This is a genomic window from Occallatibacter gabretensis, from assembly GCF_001449115.1.
Lineage (GTDB): Bacteria > Acidobacteriota > Terriglobia > Terriglobales > Acidobacteriaceae > Telmatobacter > Telmatobacter gabretensis.
Map to the genome: position 1 here is coordinate 85,398 of NZ_LAIJ01000001.1, position 14,729 is coordinate 100,126.

Below are 14,729 nucleotides of genomic sequence, written 5' to 3' on the forward strand. Positions count from 1 at the left end.
AAAAGCCCGACCGGAGCCGGGCTTTCTGTTGTGAACCTGGGAATTGTTACAACTTTTCGAAGAAATCGCAGGCCGAGCAGGAAATGTAGACGCCGCCGGGGATGTCACGCTCGCGGTCCTTGACGCGCTTGACGATGCGCGTGGGTTTGGAGCACTTGGGGCAATCTGTGGACTTGGTGGTGTCCATGACCTTCTTGCGGTCGCCTGTTTTTGCAATCTTTGCCATTGCGGATGAATCTCCTTTGGGAATTGTCTCTGCTCACGCGCGTGAGGGATCAAACGCGGCTTCAACGGCGCGGTTGCTCATATCGGCTTGTCTCAAATGACACGGCAGAAGGGAGCGGAACTCGCTCCCTCAAGTTTACACGAAATCAGGATTTTTCAGCCTCGGTTTCCAGTCTTCTTAAGGGGCTGGGGTTGGCTGTTGGTCCGATTGCGGAGACGGCGGCTGCGCAGGCGGCGGATTGGGTGCAGGCTGCTGCTGGGGCGTCGAAGCGGGCTGCGTGGGCTGAGCCGGAGTCTGAGCTGGATTCGTGGAGTCGGGAGCAGGCTGAGCCGGCTTGGCAGGGCGATGAATGTCCAGATCGTTTGGCTTCTGCTGCGGGAACTGCACGGGGCCCATCTCTCCGTTGCCGGTGGGATTACCGGGGGGCTGATCCGCTGGCGCATCTCCGGGGCGTTTCAGGCTGGGCGGAGCGGGCGCGGCCTGCGTATCGGGGTCATAGGTGGTATCGCCCATAGCGATGGTGCGTGTTCTGGTAGGCGCAAGGGGGGTGCCATCGGTCCGCATGAGGCCAGAGACCTCATCCTTGTTGAAGACTGCGACCGGCTCGCCGACTTTGGCGATTTCGAGGCGGATGACGCGGTTGCCGTTGATGCGCACGAACTCGACGGGCTTGGGTGGATCACCGTAGATCCACTCCTCGAATGGCATCTGCTCGTCCATTTCGCGGATCTTTTTCTGAGGCTGGCCCAGGGCGTAGAGCACCATCTCCGTGCTCATGCCGACCATGACGTGATGATTGAGGATGGCGTCTTTCAGTATGGGCGGCAGCGTGTCTGTATATGCCTGTACAGGTGTTTTTACGTCGAAGGAGATCAGCGGCGCGAGCAGTGCTTTGACCTGAGCGCCGGTCAGTTCGGGCAGCTGCTTATCAAAGACCAGCGTGAGACGTGCGCCGACAGGCTCCTGGCCGTCATCCTGCGCCATGGGCGTTACGTCGTTGCCCATACCGCCACCGATTGAAATGTGACGCAGGAAGCGATGCTTCGCGTCAGGGCCGCCGTTGAGAGCGAAGATGATCTTGTTGTGGTCGATCTTGATATCTGTGAGCACGACGCGGTCGCCGGGTTTCGCGGAGACGCCGTATTCGGTGATCATGTTCAGCCATACTTCGCCACTTGGCTCGACTTTTCCGTTGGCCACGAGTGTGAGCCCCTTATGGCCACGAGGCAGGGGGCGCATGGCAAAACCCTGTTCTGCATCAAGGACGCGGATGAGCTCAAGACGGGTCTTGGAATCGAGTACGGAGTTGTCGAGAGATACATTGGTTGGCTGAATCTGCGCGAAGCGGCGGTCGACGGGAGCAGTCGACCCATCCTTGATGCGCCCGGAGGAATCAATGGTGACCTGCGAGAGGAGCGCGACGGGTGTGAGCAGCAGAAGCGCAACGCCAGCCAGAGCGGCGCGGCCGTGAGAGGGGAACTGAGTCGGGTTTAAGGAGGAAACGGGCATACGCGCTCTCCCTGACAACAGCATGGCGCACACTTTAGTCCTGCGCAAGGGAAAAGGTCAAATTCGATTTGATCCGGTAACGGCTGGGAGCGAATTGGAGTGTGACTTAGGGGAGATTGTTGGCTGCGTCAGAGCTTTGTTCCGGCGCGGATGGGGCCGGATACGGGCTGGCGGGCGCGGCGATTGGGGCGATCTGCACCAGCCCGGGTGGGGCCGGAGCGGCGGCCGGTCCCATCGCAGCGTCGTGCTGTTTGCGCGCGGCGGCATCGAGATCGACAGGGATTCCGCCGGGAATGATCTCCGGCGTGTTGTGATGAAAGTTGAGGTCGCGGGTGATGCGGTAAACGAGAGGAATGGCGGCGAGCAGGACGAAAAAGGCGAACCAGCTGCCATCCAATCCGAAGCCACCGCCAGTGAGCCAGAACGAACCCATCGGGTTGCCCTCAACCACACTGGAATGCGAGCCGTTGCCGCTGATGGCGAGGCCGAAGAGCAGCGCGCGGCTGGCCTTCCAGCCGAAGTTGAGGCCCCAGCTTACCCAGAGAGCTCTTGTTCGCAGGTACGCCGCAGAGAGTGCCAGGCTGAAGGCAATGGCCACAAAGATACTGGCGCTGTTTGCTCCTGGCTGGAGGCGTTCGAGCAGGGCATAGAGCAGCGCGTAACCGATGACGGCCACGCCAGAGCCAAGCGAGCGGGAGAGCCGCTGAAATCCGTAGCCGCGAAAGGCGACTTCTTCCACCAGAGCGAGCAGCAGAAAAAATGCGATATCGGCGACCAGCCAGCCCCAGGCTGCCGGTTCGGAGTGAAAACGGATCAAAATGCCGCCAAAGATAGCCATGGCAATGGCGCAAACCGCAGCAATGCCCCATCCAGTGGCCACGCCCAGGCCGAGTTCCCGACGCCAGCCTGGACGAAAGGGCAGGCCCTGCGCACGAATCGGGTGTGGTTGCCGGGCGAGTGAGAATCCCATGCCCGCGTAACCGGCCAGCAGCAGAAACGCGAGCATGGCCTGCTCCACCAGCGGCTGCCAGGAGGCTGAGGCGAATGCGCCGGCTGCGCGGTGTGCCAGAACCCGCGCCGCGATGAAGTAAAACAGCGCGATCACGAACTCCAGGTATGCACGAACCCGGCTGTCTTGTTTACGCAGTTCGGTCATAGTCCTTAGACACGAGAACTGGCTTCTTCGGGACTGGTTTGGCGCGGCTGCGGCGGGGTTTCCGTATAGAACTGCGCGAGGTTGCGGAATTTATTGCGGCGCGTGGCGATCAGCTGGTCGAGTGGCATGGCTTGCAGCTCCGCCAGATGCCTGCGGATGGTGTCACCGAGCACAATGGCTCCGGCTTCGGGATCGGTGTAGATGCCGCCTGCCGGCTCCGGAACGATGCCGTCGACGCAGCCCAGATCGGCGACCTCTGGAGCGGTGATGCGCAGAGCGGCGGCGGCAAATTGCTTTTGGCCGGCGTCACGCCACATGATGGCGGCTGCGCCCTCCGGGGGAATCACGGAGTAGACGGCGGATTCGAGGATAAGGACGCGGTCAGCGACTGCAAGACCTAGTGCTCCGCCGGAACCGCCCTCGCCGGTGATGACGGAGATGGTGGGTACCTTGAGACGCGACATTTCGAGAAGATTGCGGGCGATGGCTTCGCCCTGTCCGCGCTCTTCGGCGCCGATGCCGGGGTAGGCTGCGGTGACATCAATGATCGCGATGACGGGACGGTTGAATTTTTCCGCCAGCTTCATGGAGCGGAGGGCCTTGCGATAACCCTCGGGATTGGGCATGCCGAAGTTGCGGCGGACCTTCTCTTTAGTGGTGCCGCCCTTGCGAATGCCGATGACGAGGACTTCCTGCGTTGTTCCACCCGGCATGGCAAGGCGCGCCATGCCGCAGGCCACGGCTTCGTCGTCGCCAAAGCGCCGGTCCCCGTGAATCTCGCTGAAATCCGTAAAAATCCGGCCAATCAGGTCCATGGGGTAGGGCCGCTGTGGATGCCGTGCCCGCTCTACTCTCTCCCAGGCCGCAGCTACTGCCGCGGGAAGGGGCTTGCCTGCCTGCTCTTCGCTCATTGATACCCTTGGGGCCTGGTGCTAGGAAGCCCTCCAGAGATTCTACGGGGTTGGAGTGCGGGCGACAAATCTCGGGGCGGATCATCGTATCCTTAGCGAGGGGAAAAGGAGAACAGTTTGGCAAACGAGCCGACAACGATCGAAGAGATGCTGCATGAGGCACGCACCATTGCCGTGGTGGGGATGAGCGACAAGACCTTTAGGGCAAGCTACAACATTGGCAAATATCTGCATGAGCATGGGTATCGCGTGCTGCCGGTGAATCCGGCGCTTGAGACGGTAATGGGGCTGACGAGCTACCCGGACCTGGACGCGGCGCAGGCGGCGGCGAAGACTGCGGCCGGGAAGGGAATTGACATGGTCAATGTCTTTCGAGCGTCAGAGAATGTGCCGCCGATTGTGGACGATGTGATCCGGCTGGGAATTCCGTATCTGTGGCTGCAGGACGAGGTGGTACACAATGAGGCCGTGGCGCGGGCTGAGGCCGCCGGTGTCAAATGCGTGCAGAACGATTGCATTTTTCGCCAGCATGCGGCGAGGATTATTGATTAGCCAAGCAGTTTTGCGACGAACATGGACTGAGCTGCGTCCAACGGGTACAGCAAGATGAAGACTTTTCGACACATATTCGCGTTTTTTGTTCTGCTTGCGGCGGGTGTATTCGCCTTTGCTGCGCCTAACGCCGCGCCCAGTTCGGCGGATGTGACGCATCTGCACGTGCAGCTTGTGGTGCCGGCGTCGAATCTGAAGCCTGGCGAGACGGCGAAGGGCGGTCTTTACTTCAAGCTGGAGCCAGGCTGGCATGTCTATTGGAAGAACGCTGGCGATGCGGGTGAGCCGCCACACATCAAGTGGACGCTGCCGGATGGGATTACGGCAGGACCGCTGGAGTTTCCTGTGCCGCAGCGGCTGCCGGTTTCCACGCTGATGGATTACGGGTACGAGGGCGAGGTTCTGTATCCGTTTGAGATTAAGACTGCGGCAGGAGCGAAGGCGGGAGACGCCATTCTTCATGCGAAGGTCGACTGGCTGGTCTGCCGCGAAGAGTGTATTCCGGGCAAAGCAGAGCTGGAGGCGGTGCGGACTGTAGGGCCGGGCGGCAGCAGTGTAGATCCCGATGCGAGCCTATTTACGCGGCTTGGAAACAAGCTGCCGAAGCCGCTGCCTGCGAGTGCGAAGGCGAATTTTCAGCCGACGGCGACGGGTTATCGGCTGACGCTTGAAACTGGCAAGCGGGAGACTGAGGCTGCGTTTTTTCCGGCGGACCAGGATGTGATTGATAATCCTTCACCGCAGAAGGTGACGCCGACTGCGAAGGGCCTGACGCTTGACCTGAAGAAGGATGCAAGTTTTGCTACGAATCCGGCGCAGTTGCGTGGCGTGATTACGCTGGCGGGCGGCAGGTCGTATGAGATTGCTGCGTCGGCAGGTGTTGTTGGGGCTGATTCGGCTGCGGCTCCTGTTACTGCGCAGCAGCCTGCGCCTGCTTCAGCAACTGTGCCGGTGGCGGCGCAACAAGCCGCTCCTGCTGCTCCGCAGACGCAGATGGTCTTTACCGGAAGGCCGGGTTCCGTTCCACCTCCACAGCAAAGAGGCTTAGCGGAGACCATCGGCCTTGCATTTCTTGGTGGCTTGATCCTGAACCTGATGCCGTGTGTCTTTCCGGTGCTGTTTTTGAAGGGGCTTGGCCTGGTGCAGTCGAGCAGCGAGGAGCGCGGCAAGCTGCGTTTGCATGGTGCTGTGTATACGCTCGGCATCGTTGTATCTTTCTGGGTGCTTGTGGCTGCACTATTGGCCTTGCGTGCTGCAGGTTCGCGCCTGGGATGGGGATTCCAGTTTCAATCGCCGATCTTTTTGCTGCTGATGGCTTCATTGTTGTTTTTCCTGGGGCTTTCGCTGGCGGGTCAGTTTGAGATTGGCCTCACGCTTACTAGCACTGGCGGTTCGCTCGCGCAGAAGCAGGGCTACACGGGCAGCTTCTTTACCGGCGTGCTGGCCGTGATTGTGGCCACGCCGTGCACCGCGCCGTTCATGGGGGCAGCGATCGGCTACGCAATTGCCGCGCCTGCACTGGTGACCTTTGCTATCTTTACTGCGCTGGCGCTTGGACTGGCCGCGCCGTATGTGGCACTGACGCTGCAGCCCGCCTGGACGCGCCTACTGCCGAAGCCCGGTGTGTGGATGGAGTATCTGAAGCAGGCCGTGTCTGTGCCGATCTTTGCAACGGTGATCTGGCTGGCCTGGGTGGTTGCTGGGAGTTATGGAGCCGTACTGTTGGCTGCTTTGCTGGCGTGCTTCCTTCTGTTGGCGATTGCGGGATGGTTTTTGGGACGCTGGCCGGCGAAGATGTGGTCGACGGGAGTTGCGGCATGCTTTGGCCTCGGTGTTGTGCTGCTCAGCATTTACGGTGCGAATAATTTTTCAGAAGTGAAATTGGATACGAATACGACAGCAGTTGTGCGCAACAACCTATACATAAGTCCGCTATGGCAGCCATGGTCTGAAGATACTGTTCAGAAAAATCTTTCGGCTGGTCGTCCGGTCTTTGTCGATTTCACAGCAAGCTGGTGCCTGAGCTGCCAGGTAAACGAACGCGTGGCGCTGAGCCGGCCTGAGGTGCAGAAGGCGTTTGCGGATTCGAACGTGGCCCTGTTGCGCGCCGACTGGACGCAGCATGATGAGGCGATTGCGCAGGCATTGGAAAAGCTGGGCCGTAGCGGCGTTCCAGCCTATGCGCTTTATACGCCGGGCCAGTCTGTGCCAAAGCTTTTGCCTGAGGCGCTGACGCCGGGAATTGTGCTTGATTTCCTCAACGGATTACCAAAAACTTCTGCGTCGGCGCGGAAATAGGCGTATAGCTAAGTCAACGGCAGGGCCGAAAGCAAGTCATTTGGCTTCCAGGGCGGGGCAAACCTGTGCAAACTCCGTCGACGCGACCCTGCGCTGCTCAGTGAAGTACGCAGATTAAGAGCGATTCGCAGAAAATTCACATTCCGAGGTGCGGCTGCTCCAACTCGGCGACTGCACGCGGCATCCCACAACTCACGCAGGAGGATGCTCATGAGGCTTGAATACAAACCGCCGTACCGTCCGAACTGGCAGTTTGCAGATGCCAGGGAAACCAGCGAAGAAGTTCTCTTCAACGATTCGATGGGCTCCATTCATCTGGCCGATTCGACTGGCATGGATGAAGAAATGGAAACCGGCGACGCTAAGGTATGTAATTTCCAAACATACGAAGACTGAGCGCCCCTCAGCAGAGCGCATTCATCTTGACTTACTTACATATCAACCTTAGACAACGGCAGCATTCTCCAGCCGGTCCTGCGCCACCTTCAAGGCCGCAGCAACGGCCTGGTCCATGTTGTAGTAGCGGTACTGCGCCAGGCGGCCGACAAAGATCGTGTCACGCTCATCGGCTGCGACCGCCTCATATTGCTTATATAGGGCCTGATTTTCAGCGCGCGGCACCGGGTAATACGGATCGCCTTCGTCGGTGGGGTATTCTCGCACAACGGACGTGCCGCTGTGCTGCTGACCTGTGCAGTGCTTGAACTCCGTGATGCGTGTGTACTCGTGATCGTTGGGATAGTTCAGCGTACACACCGGCTGCAGGCGCTCCACATTCGCAATGTGCTCATGCTCAAAGCGTAGCGACCTGTATGGCAGACGACCGAAGCGGAAATCGAAATACTCGTCAATTTGACCGGTATATACGGTCAGTTTCGGTTGCACGCGCTTGCGCAACTCCACGTAATCTGTGCCCAGCTCCACGCGGATTCGCGGGTGATCGAGGATATTGCGGAACATGGCTGTATAGCCAGCGAGCGGCATGGCCTGATAAGTGTCAGAAAAATAGCGGTCATCGCGGTTGGTGCGCACCGGGATGCGCGCTGCCACGCCCGCGCTTAACTCAGAGAGATCGAGCCCCCATTGCTTGCGGGTGTAGTTGCGAAAGAACTTGTCGCAGAGATCAGGCCCGACGCTGTTCAGCACAACATCTTCACTCGTGAGTACGGGCGAGCGTTCTTCGCGCACGCGCTCCAGGTACTCCGCCACGCCGGCCTCATCGAGATTGAGATTGTAGAGCCGGTTGATGGTGTCCTGATTGATGGGCATGGGAAGCCATTGACCTTCTACCCATGTCCGCACGCGATGCTCGTATTGCCGCCACTCTGTAAAGCGTGAGAGGTAATCGAAGACCGTCTTTGCGTTTGTATGAAACAGATGCGGTCCATAGCGGTGAATGAGAACGCCGTTCGCGTCATACTCATCGAAGGCATTGCCGGCGATATGTTCCCGCTTGTCGATTACCAGCACGTCGCGGCCTGCTGAGGCGAATTGCTCCGCCACCACGCTGCCCGCGAATCCTGCGCCAACCACCAGAACGTCAAGTTGCAGAGGAGTCTCCTTGGTTTGAGCTACGGGTTGAACTAAGCTACTACTGCCATGGCGCTGAGCAATTGCTGTGAGGCCGGAGAAGCCGCAATGAACTCAGCAACGCGACGGCCCATAGCTTCTTCGCCGCACACGTTTTTCCAGAACTCAAGGCTGCGATTGCTCCACTGCTGAAGCGCCTGATCATCGTCCAGCAGCGGCGCGACGGTCTTCTCCAACTCATCCCATGAGTCGATTTGAATCACGGGTGCGCCCTGATAGAAATACTCGTCTGGAAGAGGTTCGCAAATCACGAGGCATCCGCTTTTCAGACCTTCAAAAAAGCGCCACGTGTCGATGACTGTGCCGCGCGGGGTGAGGCAAATCTTCGAATCCATCATGCGTTCGGAATAGGTTCGGTTATCGTTGGCGTCCGTGCTGCCAAATGAACCTTTCTGAAGTACGCGATGATCAAGCCGGAAGCGGGGATTGCTTTCCTTGAGCGCGAGCATGTATTTGACCATGTCGCGGCGCGCAATCTGCTTGGGAGATTCATTGAGCGACGCCAGTCCGCGCGCAGGTTCCATATCGATCTGGCCTGCAAAAAAGCAGTGGTATGGCCGCTCGCTCATGGGCTTTATCGGCAACTCATCCAGCATGCAGGTGCCGCAGGGCGTATGCAAAACGTGCGGCTCTTTGAGCACGGGCGCAATGGGATAACTTGCGCGCGACTCCCGCCAGAGCGATTTCCAATAGAGAACAGTGTTCCGCAGGTACTTCAACATCATGTTGCGCCGCAATCTGTCGAATGGAAACCAGCGGCGGATTCCCAGCAGCGGTTCGGTTCCGCGCGGCGCCTTCAAAATCGTATTCACGAATCGCGCATAGCGCGGCATGCGGCCAAATTCATCGCCGAAAAGGATGACGACGATGTTAGGCCCATACTCAGGTACCGCATCCATATCCCACGTGAGATAGACGCGCAGATCAGGCACAGTGAGGAAGCGCTCCATGTGCTGAAATACCTGCGCATAATAGCGGCAATCCACAGGCCACGTCTTATCCCAATAAGACAGATCCCACTCGCGGATCGAACCGTCGCCCCGGGAATTCACGACAAAGTAGCGAGGCCGTCCAGACGCAGTTATGTATGTAACCTCTGCCGGCATAATACGGGTTTCCTTGTATATGGAGCATTAAAAGTAGGACGCAATGTGAGTACGCAAGTTCATCATACACTAAGCCAACTAAGTGAAATTCTAAGTACTCCGCTTGCCGGCTCGAATGCGCCGAATCTCATCGAGCCTTTGCGCCAGCAGCTTCTCGCGGCCTTCCTGCGTTGGGTTGTAGTAAGTGCGCCCCTTGAGTGAATCGGGCAGGCAGTCCATATCCGCGACCTTGTCCTCTTCATCATGCGCGTAGCGGTAGCCCTTACCGTAGCCAAGGTCTTTCATCAGTCGCGTAGGCGCATTCCGAATGTGCATCGGCACAGGCTCCTGGCGCGTGTGTTCGATCTCGGCCTGCACGGCGCTATATGCCGTGTAGACCGAATTTGATTTCGGCGCGAGGCAGAGATAGACGACGGCTTCGGCCAGCGCGAGGTCGCCCTCTGGTGAGCCGAGAAAATCGATCGTCTCTTTTGCTGAAAGACATAAGTTGAGCGCTTCGGGAGCAGCGAGGCCGATGTCTTCAACGGCCATGCGTACAACCCGGCGTGCCAGATATAACGGATCCTCGCCCGCGGCGAACATGCGCGCAAGCCAGTAGAGTGCGGCATCGGGATCAGAGTTGCGCACGCTCTTGTGCAGCGCGGAGATCAGGTTGTAATGCTCCTCCCCGCTCTTGTCATACATCAGCACGCGCTGCTGCACCGCGTCCGTTGCCAGCGCTTTGTCGATGTGTTGTCCGCCTGCAGCGGCTAACTGCGCGGCAACTTCCAGCGTGTTGTATGCGGCGCGGCAGTCGCCGTTTGAATAGCTTGCAATCAGTTCGAGTGCATCGTCATCGGCGGTGAGATTCATGCCGCCGAGGCCGCGATCTTTGTCTTCCAGAGCCTTTCGCAGCAGTTGCGCGATGCGGTCTTCACTGAGCGCCTGCAGAACATAGACACGGCAACGCGAGAGCAGCGCCGAGACAATTTCAAATGAGGGATTTTCCGTTGTTGCGCCGATGAGGCGGATTGCGCCGCGTTCCACGTAAGGCAGAAAGGCATCCTGCTGCGCCTTATTGAAGCGGTGAATCTCATCGATGAAGAGAATCGTTCGCGCCTGCATCTCCGCGGCACGCGCAGCGTCTACCATCACCTGCTTGATCTCTTTAATGCCGCTCATCACGGCGGAAAACTCCACGAAGTTGGCGCGTGTGGTCTCGGCGATGATCTTGGCCAACGTGGTCTTTCCCACGCCGGGCGGACCCCAGAAGATCATCGAACCCAATTCACCTGTGCCCTGGCTGTCGCGCTCAATCTGCACGCGTAGCGGCTTGCCGGGGCCGAGCAGATGTTCCTGGCCAACGTAGTCGTCTAATGTGCGCGGACGCATGCGTTCGGCAAGCGGCGCGGTTGCGTAGAGCGGCTTTTTGGACGAGTGTTGCCGACCCTCCGGCTCGCCATCAAAGAGACTCATCGCGCACCGCCTTTTGCGGCACGCTGCTGCGCGGCTTCGTAGAGCAGCACGCTGGCAGCGACGGCAGCATTGAGGCTTTCGACGGGGCCGGGGCAGGGAATTGTCAGCGCGTCGTCTGCCATTGCTGCAAGCTCTGGCGGCACACCGTTACCTTCGTTGCCGATGAGGATGGCGATGGGCTGAGTGAGATTCACGCTTGGCGCAGTCTTTGCATCGTGCACTGTAGTTGCCCATATCTTCACGCCGCTTTCATGCAGCTTCGCAACGCACTCGTCTGCACTTACGCTGATCATCGGGACGCGAAAGATGCTTCCAGCTGAAGCGCGGACAGCCTTTGCATTCCATGCGCTCACAGTTCCGGGAAGACTGACGATGCCTGTCGCTCCAAAGGCCTCCGCTGAGCGGACAATCGTGCCAAGATTGCCGGGGTCCTGCAGACCGGCAAGCACGACAATGAGAGCACTGGAGTATTCATCAAATCCTTCCAGCAAATCTCTCCAGATCCAATCCGGCTGCCGAACTAACGCCGCAATCGGCTGCGGAGCTTCGGTCGTCAGCACAGGACTGAGCAGTTCGCGAGGCACAAGCAGCACTTCTGTTTCTTTTGGCAACGCCAGACCGTCCAGCAGCCGTTCCGCATCCTGCGACACGAAGACAGCTTCAATTCCAAGCCGGGCCCGCACAGCTTCTTCAATCAGGTTCGGCCCCTCAATGCCAGCCAGCGCGTCGCCAGGCCGCGGCGGTTTGCTCAGCGCGTGGCGCAGCTCTTTGAGGCGGACATTTTGTTTACTCTGAACAACGCGGACGGGCATTGGGAATCGCTTTCTGCTTCGTTCGATTGTATTCGCAGCGGTCTCTTGTCGGCCTTTCTGTGGCGGCTTCACTTGCACCCCGATTGGTGCTGTGTTAGTTTCCGAACTTGTAGCCTATCGATAAGCACGAACCGAGGTAGAGCTTCTTGTCCGCCGAAATTTTGCGCGTCCATCCCGACGATCCCCAGCCAGACCGGATCGATTACATCGTCTCCTGCCTGCGCAAGGGTAGTGTCGTTGCCCTTCCTACGGATACTTTTTACGGCCTGGCCGTTGATCCGGTGAATCTGCATGCTGTGGAGCAGATTTATCAGCTCAAAACGCGGCAGCAGCATAAGCCGCTTTCGCTCCTGATTGCGAGTCTTGCGCAGGCATATGAGCTGGCGCGCGAAAGCGATCCGATGCTGGACCGGCTGGCAGACAAATTCTGGCCGGGCCCGCTGACGATCATTGTGCGAGCCGGGACGAAGCTACCGCTGCGCTCCACGGCTTATACGGGGAACGTGGCTCTCCGCGTGCCGGATGCTGCAATTCCGCGCGCAGTAGTGGAGAAATTTGGGCTGCCGATCACGGCTACGTCCGCCAATCTGCAGGGCTCAAGCGAATGCACCCACGCGGCGTGCGTACGAGACCAGATCGGCGACCGCATTCCGCTGATTATTGACGGCGGGCCCACGGGGCGCACGCAGCCGACCACGATTGTGGACCTGAGCCTGGGGCCGGGACGGTGGATGATTCTGCGCGAGGGCGCGATTTCTACACACGAGATTGCAATGGTTCTTCAGCGATAAGGGGCTCTACCAATGGGCACACCCCAGATCAACTCCGGCCGTAAGAAGCGCCATAGGGCGTTGCGTCTCTGTTTTTCTTTGCTGCTGATTATCCTGGTTGTAGCTGCTGTGTGGACCTGGTGGGTTTACTCGCAGATCGTCTACTTTGCGCACATGGATCAGGCGGCGCCCTCAGACGCGATTGTCGTCTTTGGTGCTGCAGAGTGGGACGGCAAACCCTCGCCGGTCCTTCGCGCGCGGCTGGACCACGCGCTGACACTCTACCGGCATGGCATTGCGCCGCTCATGATTACATTGGGCGGCGATGGCGGTGACCAGTATACGGAAGGCGGCGTTGGCCGCAATTACCTGATGAGCCAGGGTGTGCCGGAAGCGGCAATCATTGCAGAAACGCAGAGCCGCAACACATCGGAGTCGTCGCGCCGCGTGGCTGTGATTGCTCGAACGAACAATCTGCGGCGGCTGTTGATTGTGAGCGACAGCACGCATCTGTTTCGCATTCATGCGATATGCGCGGCCGATGGGTTGAATGTATTTACTTCACCACGTCCGCAGGCCGTTATTGCGGGCCGTCCGCGAGACTTCTACCGCTACGCGCACGAGATCATCGCGTATACGCTTTGGCGGATGCGGCTGGAATGATTTCTGGGTTATTTCAGGAGAGAAGCCGTGCCTTGTGGCCTTGTTTGGTAAGAAACTTAACCGCGTCCTTGTCAAAGGAAATGAAAGTCTCCGCTCCGACCTGTCGTCCTTCAAAAGCAAGTATCCCATCTGCAAAATCGCCGCCTGCATAGAGCATGGCCAGGCCTGCTTCAACGGCCGGGCGGCTTACAGCCACATTGTTGGCTTGAATTAGCTCTTCAATGGCGGCAGCGATTTCCGCTCTTTGAAACTTGTAGGCGCTTCGCAGCGCCCATGCGAACTCACAAAGACAGGGCAGGGAGACAGTGATCGAAGTCTCATTTTGTAGCAGTTCTGATGCTGCACGGAACTGTTTCAAATCATCGGGAACTGCTGCGCGCAGCAGCACATTCGTATCAACAGTAACTTTCAATCGAATTTCACCTTGCCAGCCCAGCCGTCTGCGATGGCCTGGTTGATTTCTTCAATTGTGGCCTTCTTTCTGGTCTTACCTGAAAGAATGCCAATGAAGTTCTTGATGCTGCCGGATGGCTTGGACCTCGTCACCCTTAGGCTGCCATCACTCGCTTTCATCACTTCGATCTTTTCTCCGGGCGCAATCCCAAGGTGCTGCCGCAAATCCTTACTGATGGTCACCTGGCTCTTCGCGGTGAGCTTGAGGGTTGGCATAGCGGCCTCCTAACGTGCTTATCTTATTGTAATGCAATTTTGCATTACTTTGTAGCTCCACCTTTTCGCTTAAATCGCCACATTTCGCAACGTCCATAGAACGAAGATCACGGTCGAAATTGCCGCGCTTGCTGTCGAGAGAAAATTCACCGCGTCGTTATTGAGCCAGCCTTTGCGTTCCAGAGTTGCGCCGAGCAGGCTGTCGAAGATCAGCCCAAAGATGCCGCCTGCAGAGATCACACATCCGGTAACCAGATTGCCCTGTAGCACCCACACGCCAATCGTTCCTATGATGCAGGCGGCGAGCACACCTGCGAGCGTTCCCGAAGCACTGACGGCGCCATCTGTTCCCGGCTCAACGCGGCGGAATGTTGTGAGCATGAACGGCTGGCCGCCGAGCACCTGGCCGATTTCAGAGGAGACGGTATCGGCGGCGGCTTCGGCAAGGCTGGCGTAGGCTGCGAAGGTGAGCAGAACTCCGAAGAGGTTGTTATCAGGGCTGATCATCTTGCCGCCCGCCATCATCGATTGAGCGCCTGGGCTGCAGACCAGCGCTGCAAAGCCCAGATTCGCGCAGACCTGGGCCGAGACGCGGCCGCGTTTTTCTTCCGCTGTTCCAAGTTGTTCCTTGTACCTGCGCCCGACGCGCGTGGCCAGCGACGTAAGCACGAGCACCGCAAGCACTGGCACGATCGCCGTTTTCCACGGCTCGTACGGATACACAAAGGTTGAGAACATCATGCTTGCGCAGAGCAATGCGCCGGTTGCTGCCGCTGCCGGAGTGCCTGACCGTGACTTCCAGGCAGCGAGCCCAAGAAGCGCACTCAGCCCCAGGGCCCACATTGCCACGCGCGGCTCATGCAATGCCCAGAAGCGCGTCTCCCATACCGCACTTACCGCGATGGGCGCTATGACAATCGCAAGAATCAGCCTGGATTGCCATGCGAGCTTCTGTGGATCTGTTTTCGAGGTCACGCCTGTATGGTAGCCGACGGGTGAAACGGTTTACACT

The 14,729-nt window shown here is 58.6% G+C and carries 16 protein-coding genes; 5 read left to right on the plus strand and 11 right to left on the minus strand.

Annotated features, from left to right (window positions below; genetic code table 11):
• Nucleotides 1-46 precede the first annotated feature (46 nt).
• The 4 genes from VO84_RS00330 to VO84_RS00345 form a co-directional block, all read right to left on the minus strand.
• Nucleotides 47-226: an Rcat domain-containing protein gene (locus VO84_RS00330; RefSeq protein ID WP_058185294.1), complete on the minus strand. Its 180-nt coding sequence runs from the start codon at nucleotides 224-226 to the stop codon at nucleotides 47-49.
• A 177-nt stretch (nucleotides 227-403) separates the two neighbouring features.
• Nucleotides 404-1,735, minus strand: a complete 1,332-nt coding sequence (locus VO84_RS00335; protein ID WP_058185296.1) for a dihydrolipoyllysine-residue succinyltransferase component of 2-oxoglutarate dehydrogenase complex — start codon at nucleotides 1,733-1,735, stop codon at nucleotides 404-406.
• 106 nt (nucleotides 1,736-1,841) lie between these two features.
• Entirely contained in the window at nucleotides 1,842-2,891 is a 1,050-nt protein-coding gene (locus VO84_RS00340) for a CPBP family intramembrane glutamic endopeptidase (RefSeq protein ID WP_058185297.1), read from the minus strand.
• A gap of 5 nt (nucleotides 2,892-2,896) precedes the next feature.
• Nucleotides 2,897-3,802, minus strand: a complete 906-nt coding sequence (locus VO84_RS00345; protein ID WP_058185298.1) for an acetyl-CoA carboxylase carboxyltransferase subunit alpha — start codon at nucleotides 3,800-3,802, stop codon at nucleotides 2,897-2,899.
• Between the two features lie 117 nt (nucleotides 3,803-3,919).
• Here VO84_RS00345 and VO84_RS00350 point away from each other — a divergent pair, with 117 nt between their 5' ends.
• From VO84_RS00350 to VO84_RS00360, 3 genes are all read left to right on the plus strand, one after another.
• Nucleotides 3,920-4,354, plus strand: a complete 435-nt coding sequence (locus VO84_RS00350) for a CoA-binding protein (RefSeq protein WP_058185299.1) — start codon at nucleotides 3,920-3,922, stop codon at nucleotides 4,352-4,354.
• Between the two features lie 54 nt (nucleotides 4,355-4,408).
• Nucleotides 4,409-6,652 carry a protein-disulfide reductase DsbD family protein gene (locus VO84_RS00355; protein WP_058185300.1) on the plus strand — a complete coding sequence of 748 codons (2,244 nt, stop codon included), beginning with the start codon at nucleotides 4,409-4,411 and terminating at the stop codon, nucleotides 6,650-6,652.
• Between the two features lie 210 nt (nucleotides 6,653-6,862).
• Nucleotides 6,863-7,048, plus strand: a complete 186-nt coding sequence (locus VO84_RS00360) for a hypothetical protein (RefSeq protein WP_058185301.1) — start codon at nucleotides 6,863-6,865, stop codon at nucleotides 7,046-7,048.
• A 48-nt stretch (nucleotides 7,049-7,096) separates the two neighbouring features.
• Here VO84_RS00360 and glf read toward each other — a convergent pair whose 3' ends face one another.
• The 4 genes from glf to VO84_RS00380 all read right to left on the minus strand — a co-directional run bounded on the left by glf (nucleotide 7,097) and on the right by VO84_RS00380 (nucleotide 11,615).
• Nucleotides 7,097-8,185 carry a UDP-galactopyranose mutase gene (glf, locus tag VO84_RS00365; protein ID WP_231737723.1) on the minus strand — a complete coding sequence of 363 codons (1,089 nt, stop codon included), beginning with the start codon at nucleotides 8,183-8,185 and terminating at the stop codon, nucleotides 7,097-7,099.
• 50 nt (nucleotides 8,186-8,235) lie between these two features.
• Nucleotides 8,236-9,348 carry a hypothetical protein gene (locus VO84_RS00370; RefSeq protein WP_058185303.1) on the minus strand — a complete coding sequence of 371 codons (1,113 nt, stop codon included), beginning with the start codon at nucleotides 9,346-9,348 and terminating at the stop codon, nucleotides 8,236-8,238.
• A 90-nt stretch (nucleotides 9,349-9,438) separates the two neighbouring features.
• Nucleotides 9,439-10,803, minus strand: coding sequence for a replication-associated recombination protein A (locus tag VO84_RS00375; protein WP_058185304.1), 1,365 nt, complete (start codon nucleotides 10,801-10,803; stop codon nucleotides 9,439-9,441).
• The gene (locus VO84_RS00380; protein WP_058185305.1) at nucleotides 10,800-11,615 is read right to left on the minus strand and encodes a TrmH family RNA methyltransferase; all 816 of its coding nucleotides are present in this window, start codon (nucleotides 11,613-11,615) and stop codon (nucleotides 10,800-10,802) included. Before VO84_RS00380 ends, VO84_RS00375 begins: the two co-directional genes overlap by 4 nt.
• 146 nt (nucleotides 11,616-11,761) lie before the next feature.
• Between VO84_RS00380 and VO84_RS00385 the strand changes: the two genes are divergently transcribed.
• Together VO84_RS00385 and VO84_RS00390 are read left to right on the plus strand one after the other, a co-directional pair.
• Entirely contained in the window at nucleotides 11,762-12,406 is a 645-nt protein-coding gene (locus VO84_RS00385) for an L-threonylcarbamoyladenylate synthase (RefSeq protein WP_058185306.1), read from the plus strand.
• 12 nt (nucleotides 12,407-12,418) lie between these two features.
• Nucleotides 12,419-13,048, plus strand: coding sequence for a YdcF family protein (locus VO84_RS00390; protein WP_058185307.1), 630 nt, complete (start codon nucleotides 12,419-12,421; stop codon nucleotides 13,046-13,048).
• A 13-nt stretch (nucleotides 13,049-13,061) separates the two neighbouring features.
• On the opposite strand, the gene VO84_RS00395 is transcribed toward VO84_RS00390, so the two are convergent.
• The 3 genes from VO84_RS00395 to VO84_RS00405 form a co-directional block, all read right to left on the minus strand.
• Nucleotides 13,062-13,460, minus strand: a complete 399-nt coding sequence (locus VO84_RS00395; RefSeq protein WP_058185308.1) for a type II toxin-antitoxin system VapC family toxin — start codon at nucleotides 13,458-13,460, stop codon at nucleotides 13,062-13,064.
• A complete protein-coding gene (locus tag VO84_RS00400; RefSeq protein WP_058185309.1) occupies nucleotides 13,457-13,717 on the minus strand; it encodes an AbrB/MazE/SpoVT family DNA-binding domain-containing protein in 261 nt (86 codons plus the stop codon). The genes VO84_RS00395 and VO84_RS00400 overlap by 4 nt, the downstream gene beginning before the upstream one ends.
• 69 nt (nucleotides 13,718-13,786) lie before the next feature.
• The gene (locus tag VO84_RS00405) at nucleotides 13,787-14,692 is read right to left on the minus strand and encodes a DUF92 domain-containing protein (RefSeq protein ID WP_058185310.1); all 906 of its coding nucleotides are present in this window, start codon (nucleotides 14,690-14,692) and stop codon (nucleotides 13,787-13,789) included.
• Between the last annotated feature and the right edge of the window lie 37 nt (nucleotides 14,693-14,729).

Bases quoted from the DNA above. Each gene is read 5' to 3' on its own strand.
- VO84_RS00345 (WP_058185298.1), bottom strand. From the start codon at position 3,802: ATGAGCGAAGAGCAGGCAGGCAAGCCCCTTCCCGCGGCAGTAGCTGCG.
- VO84_RS00335 (WP_058185296.1), bottom strand. From the start codon at position 1,735: ATGCCCGTTTCCTCCTTAAACCCGACTCAGTTCCCCTCTCACGGCCGC.
- VO84_RS00340 (WP_058185297.1), bottom strand. From the start codon at position 2,891: ATGACCGAACTGCGTAAACAAGACAGCCGGGTTCGTGCATACCTGGAG.
- VO84_RS00330 (WP_058185294.1), bottom strand. From the start codon at position 226: ATGGCAAAGATTGCAAAAACAGGCGACCGCAAGAAGGTCATGGACACC.
- VO84_RS00355 (WP_058185300.1), top strand. From the start codon at position 4,409: ATGAAGACTTTTCGACACATATTCGCGTTTTTTGTTCTGCTTGCGGCG.
- VO84_RS00390 (WP_058185307.1), top strand. From the start codon at position 12,419: ATGGGCACACCCCAGATCAACTCCGGCCGTAAGAAGCGCCATAGGGCG.
- VO84_RS00380 (WP_058185305.1), bottom strand. From the start codon at position 11,615: ATGCCCGTCCGCGTTGTTCAGAGTAAACAAAATGTCCGCCTCAAAGAG.
- VO84_RS00375 (WP_058185304.1), bottom strand. From the start codon at position 10,803: ATGAGTCTCTTTGATGGCGAGCCGGAGGGTCGGCAACACTCGTCCAAA.
- VO84_RS00370 (WP_058185303.1), bottom strand. From the start codon at position 9,348: ATGCCGGCAGAGGTTACATACATAACTGCGTCTGGACGGCCTCGCTAC.
- VO84_RS00400 (WP_058185309.1), bottom strand. From the start codon at position 13,717: ATGCCAACCCTCAAGCTCACCGCGAAGAGCCAGGTGACCATCAGTAAG.
- VO84_RS00360 (WP_058185301.1), top strand. From the start codon at position 6,863: ATGAGGCTTGAATACAAACCGCCGTACCGTCCGAACTGGCAGTTTGCA.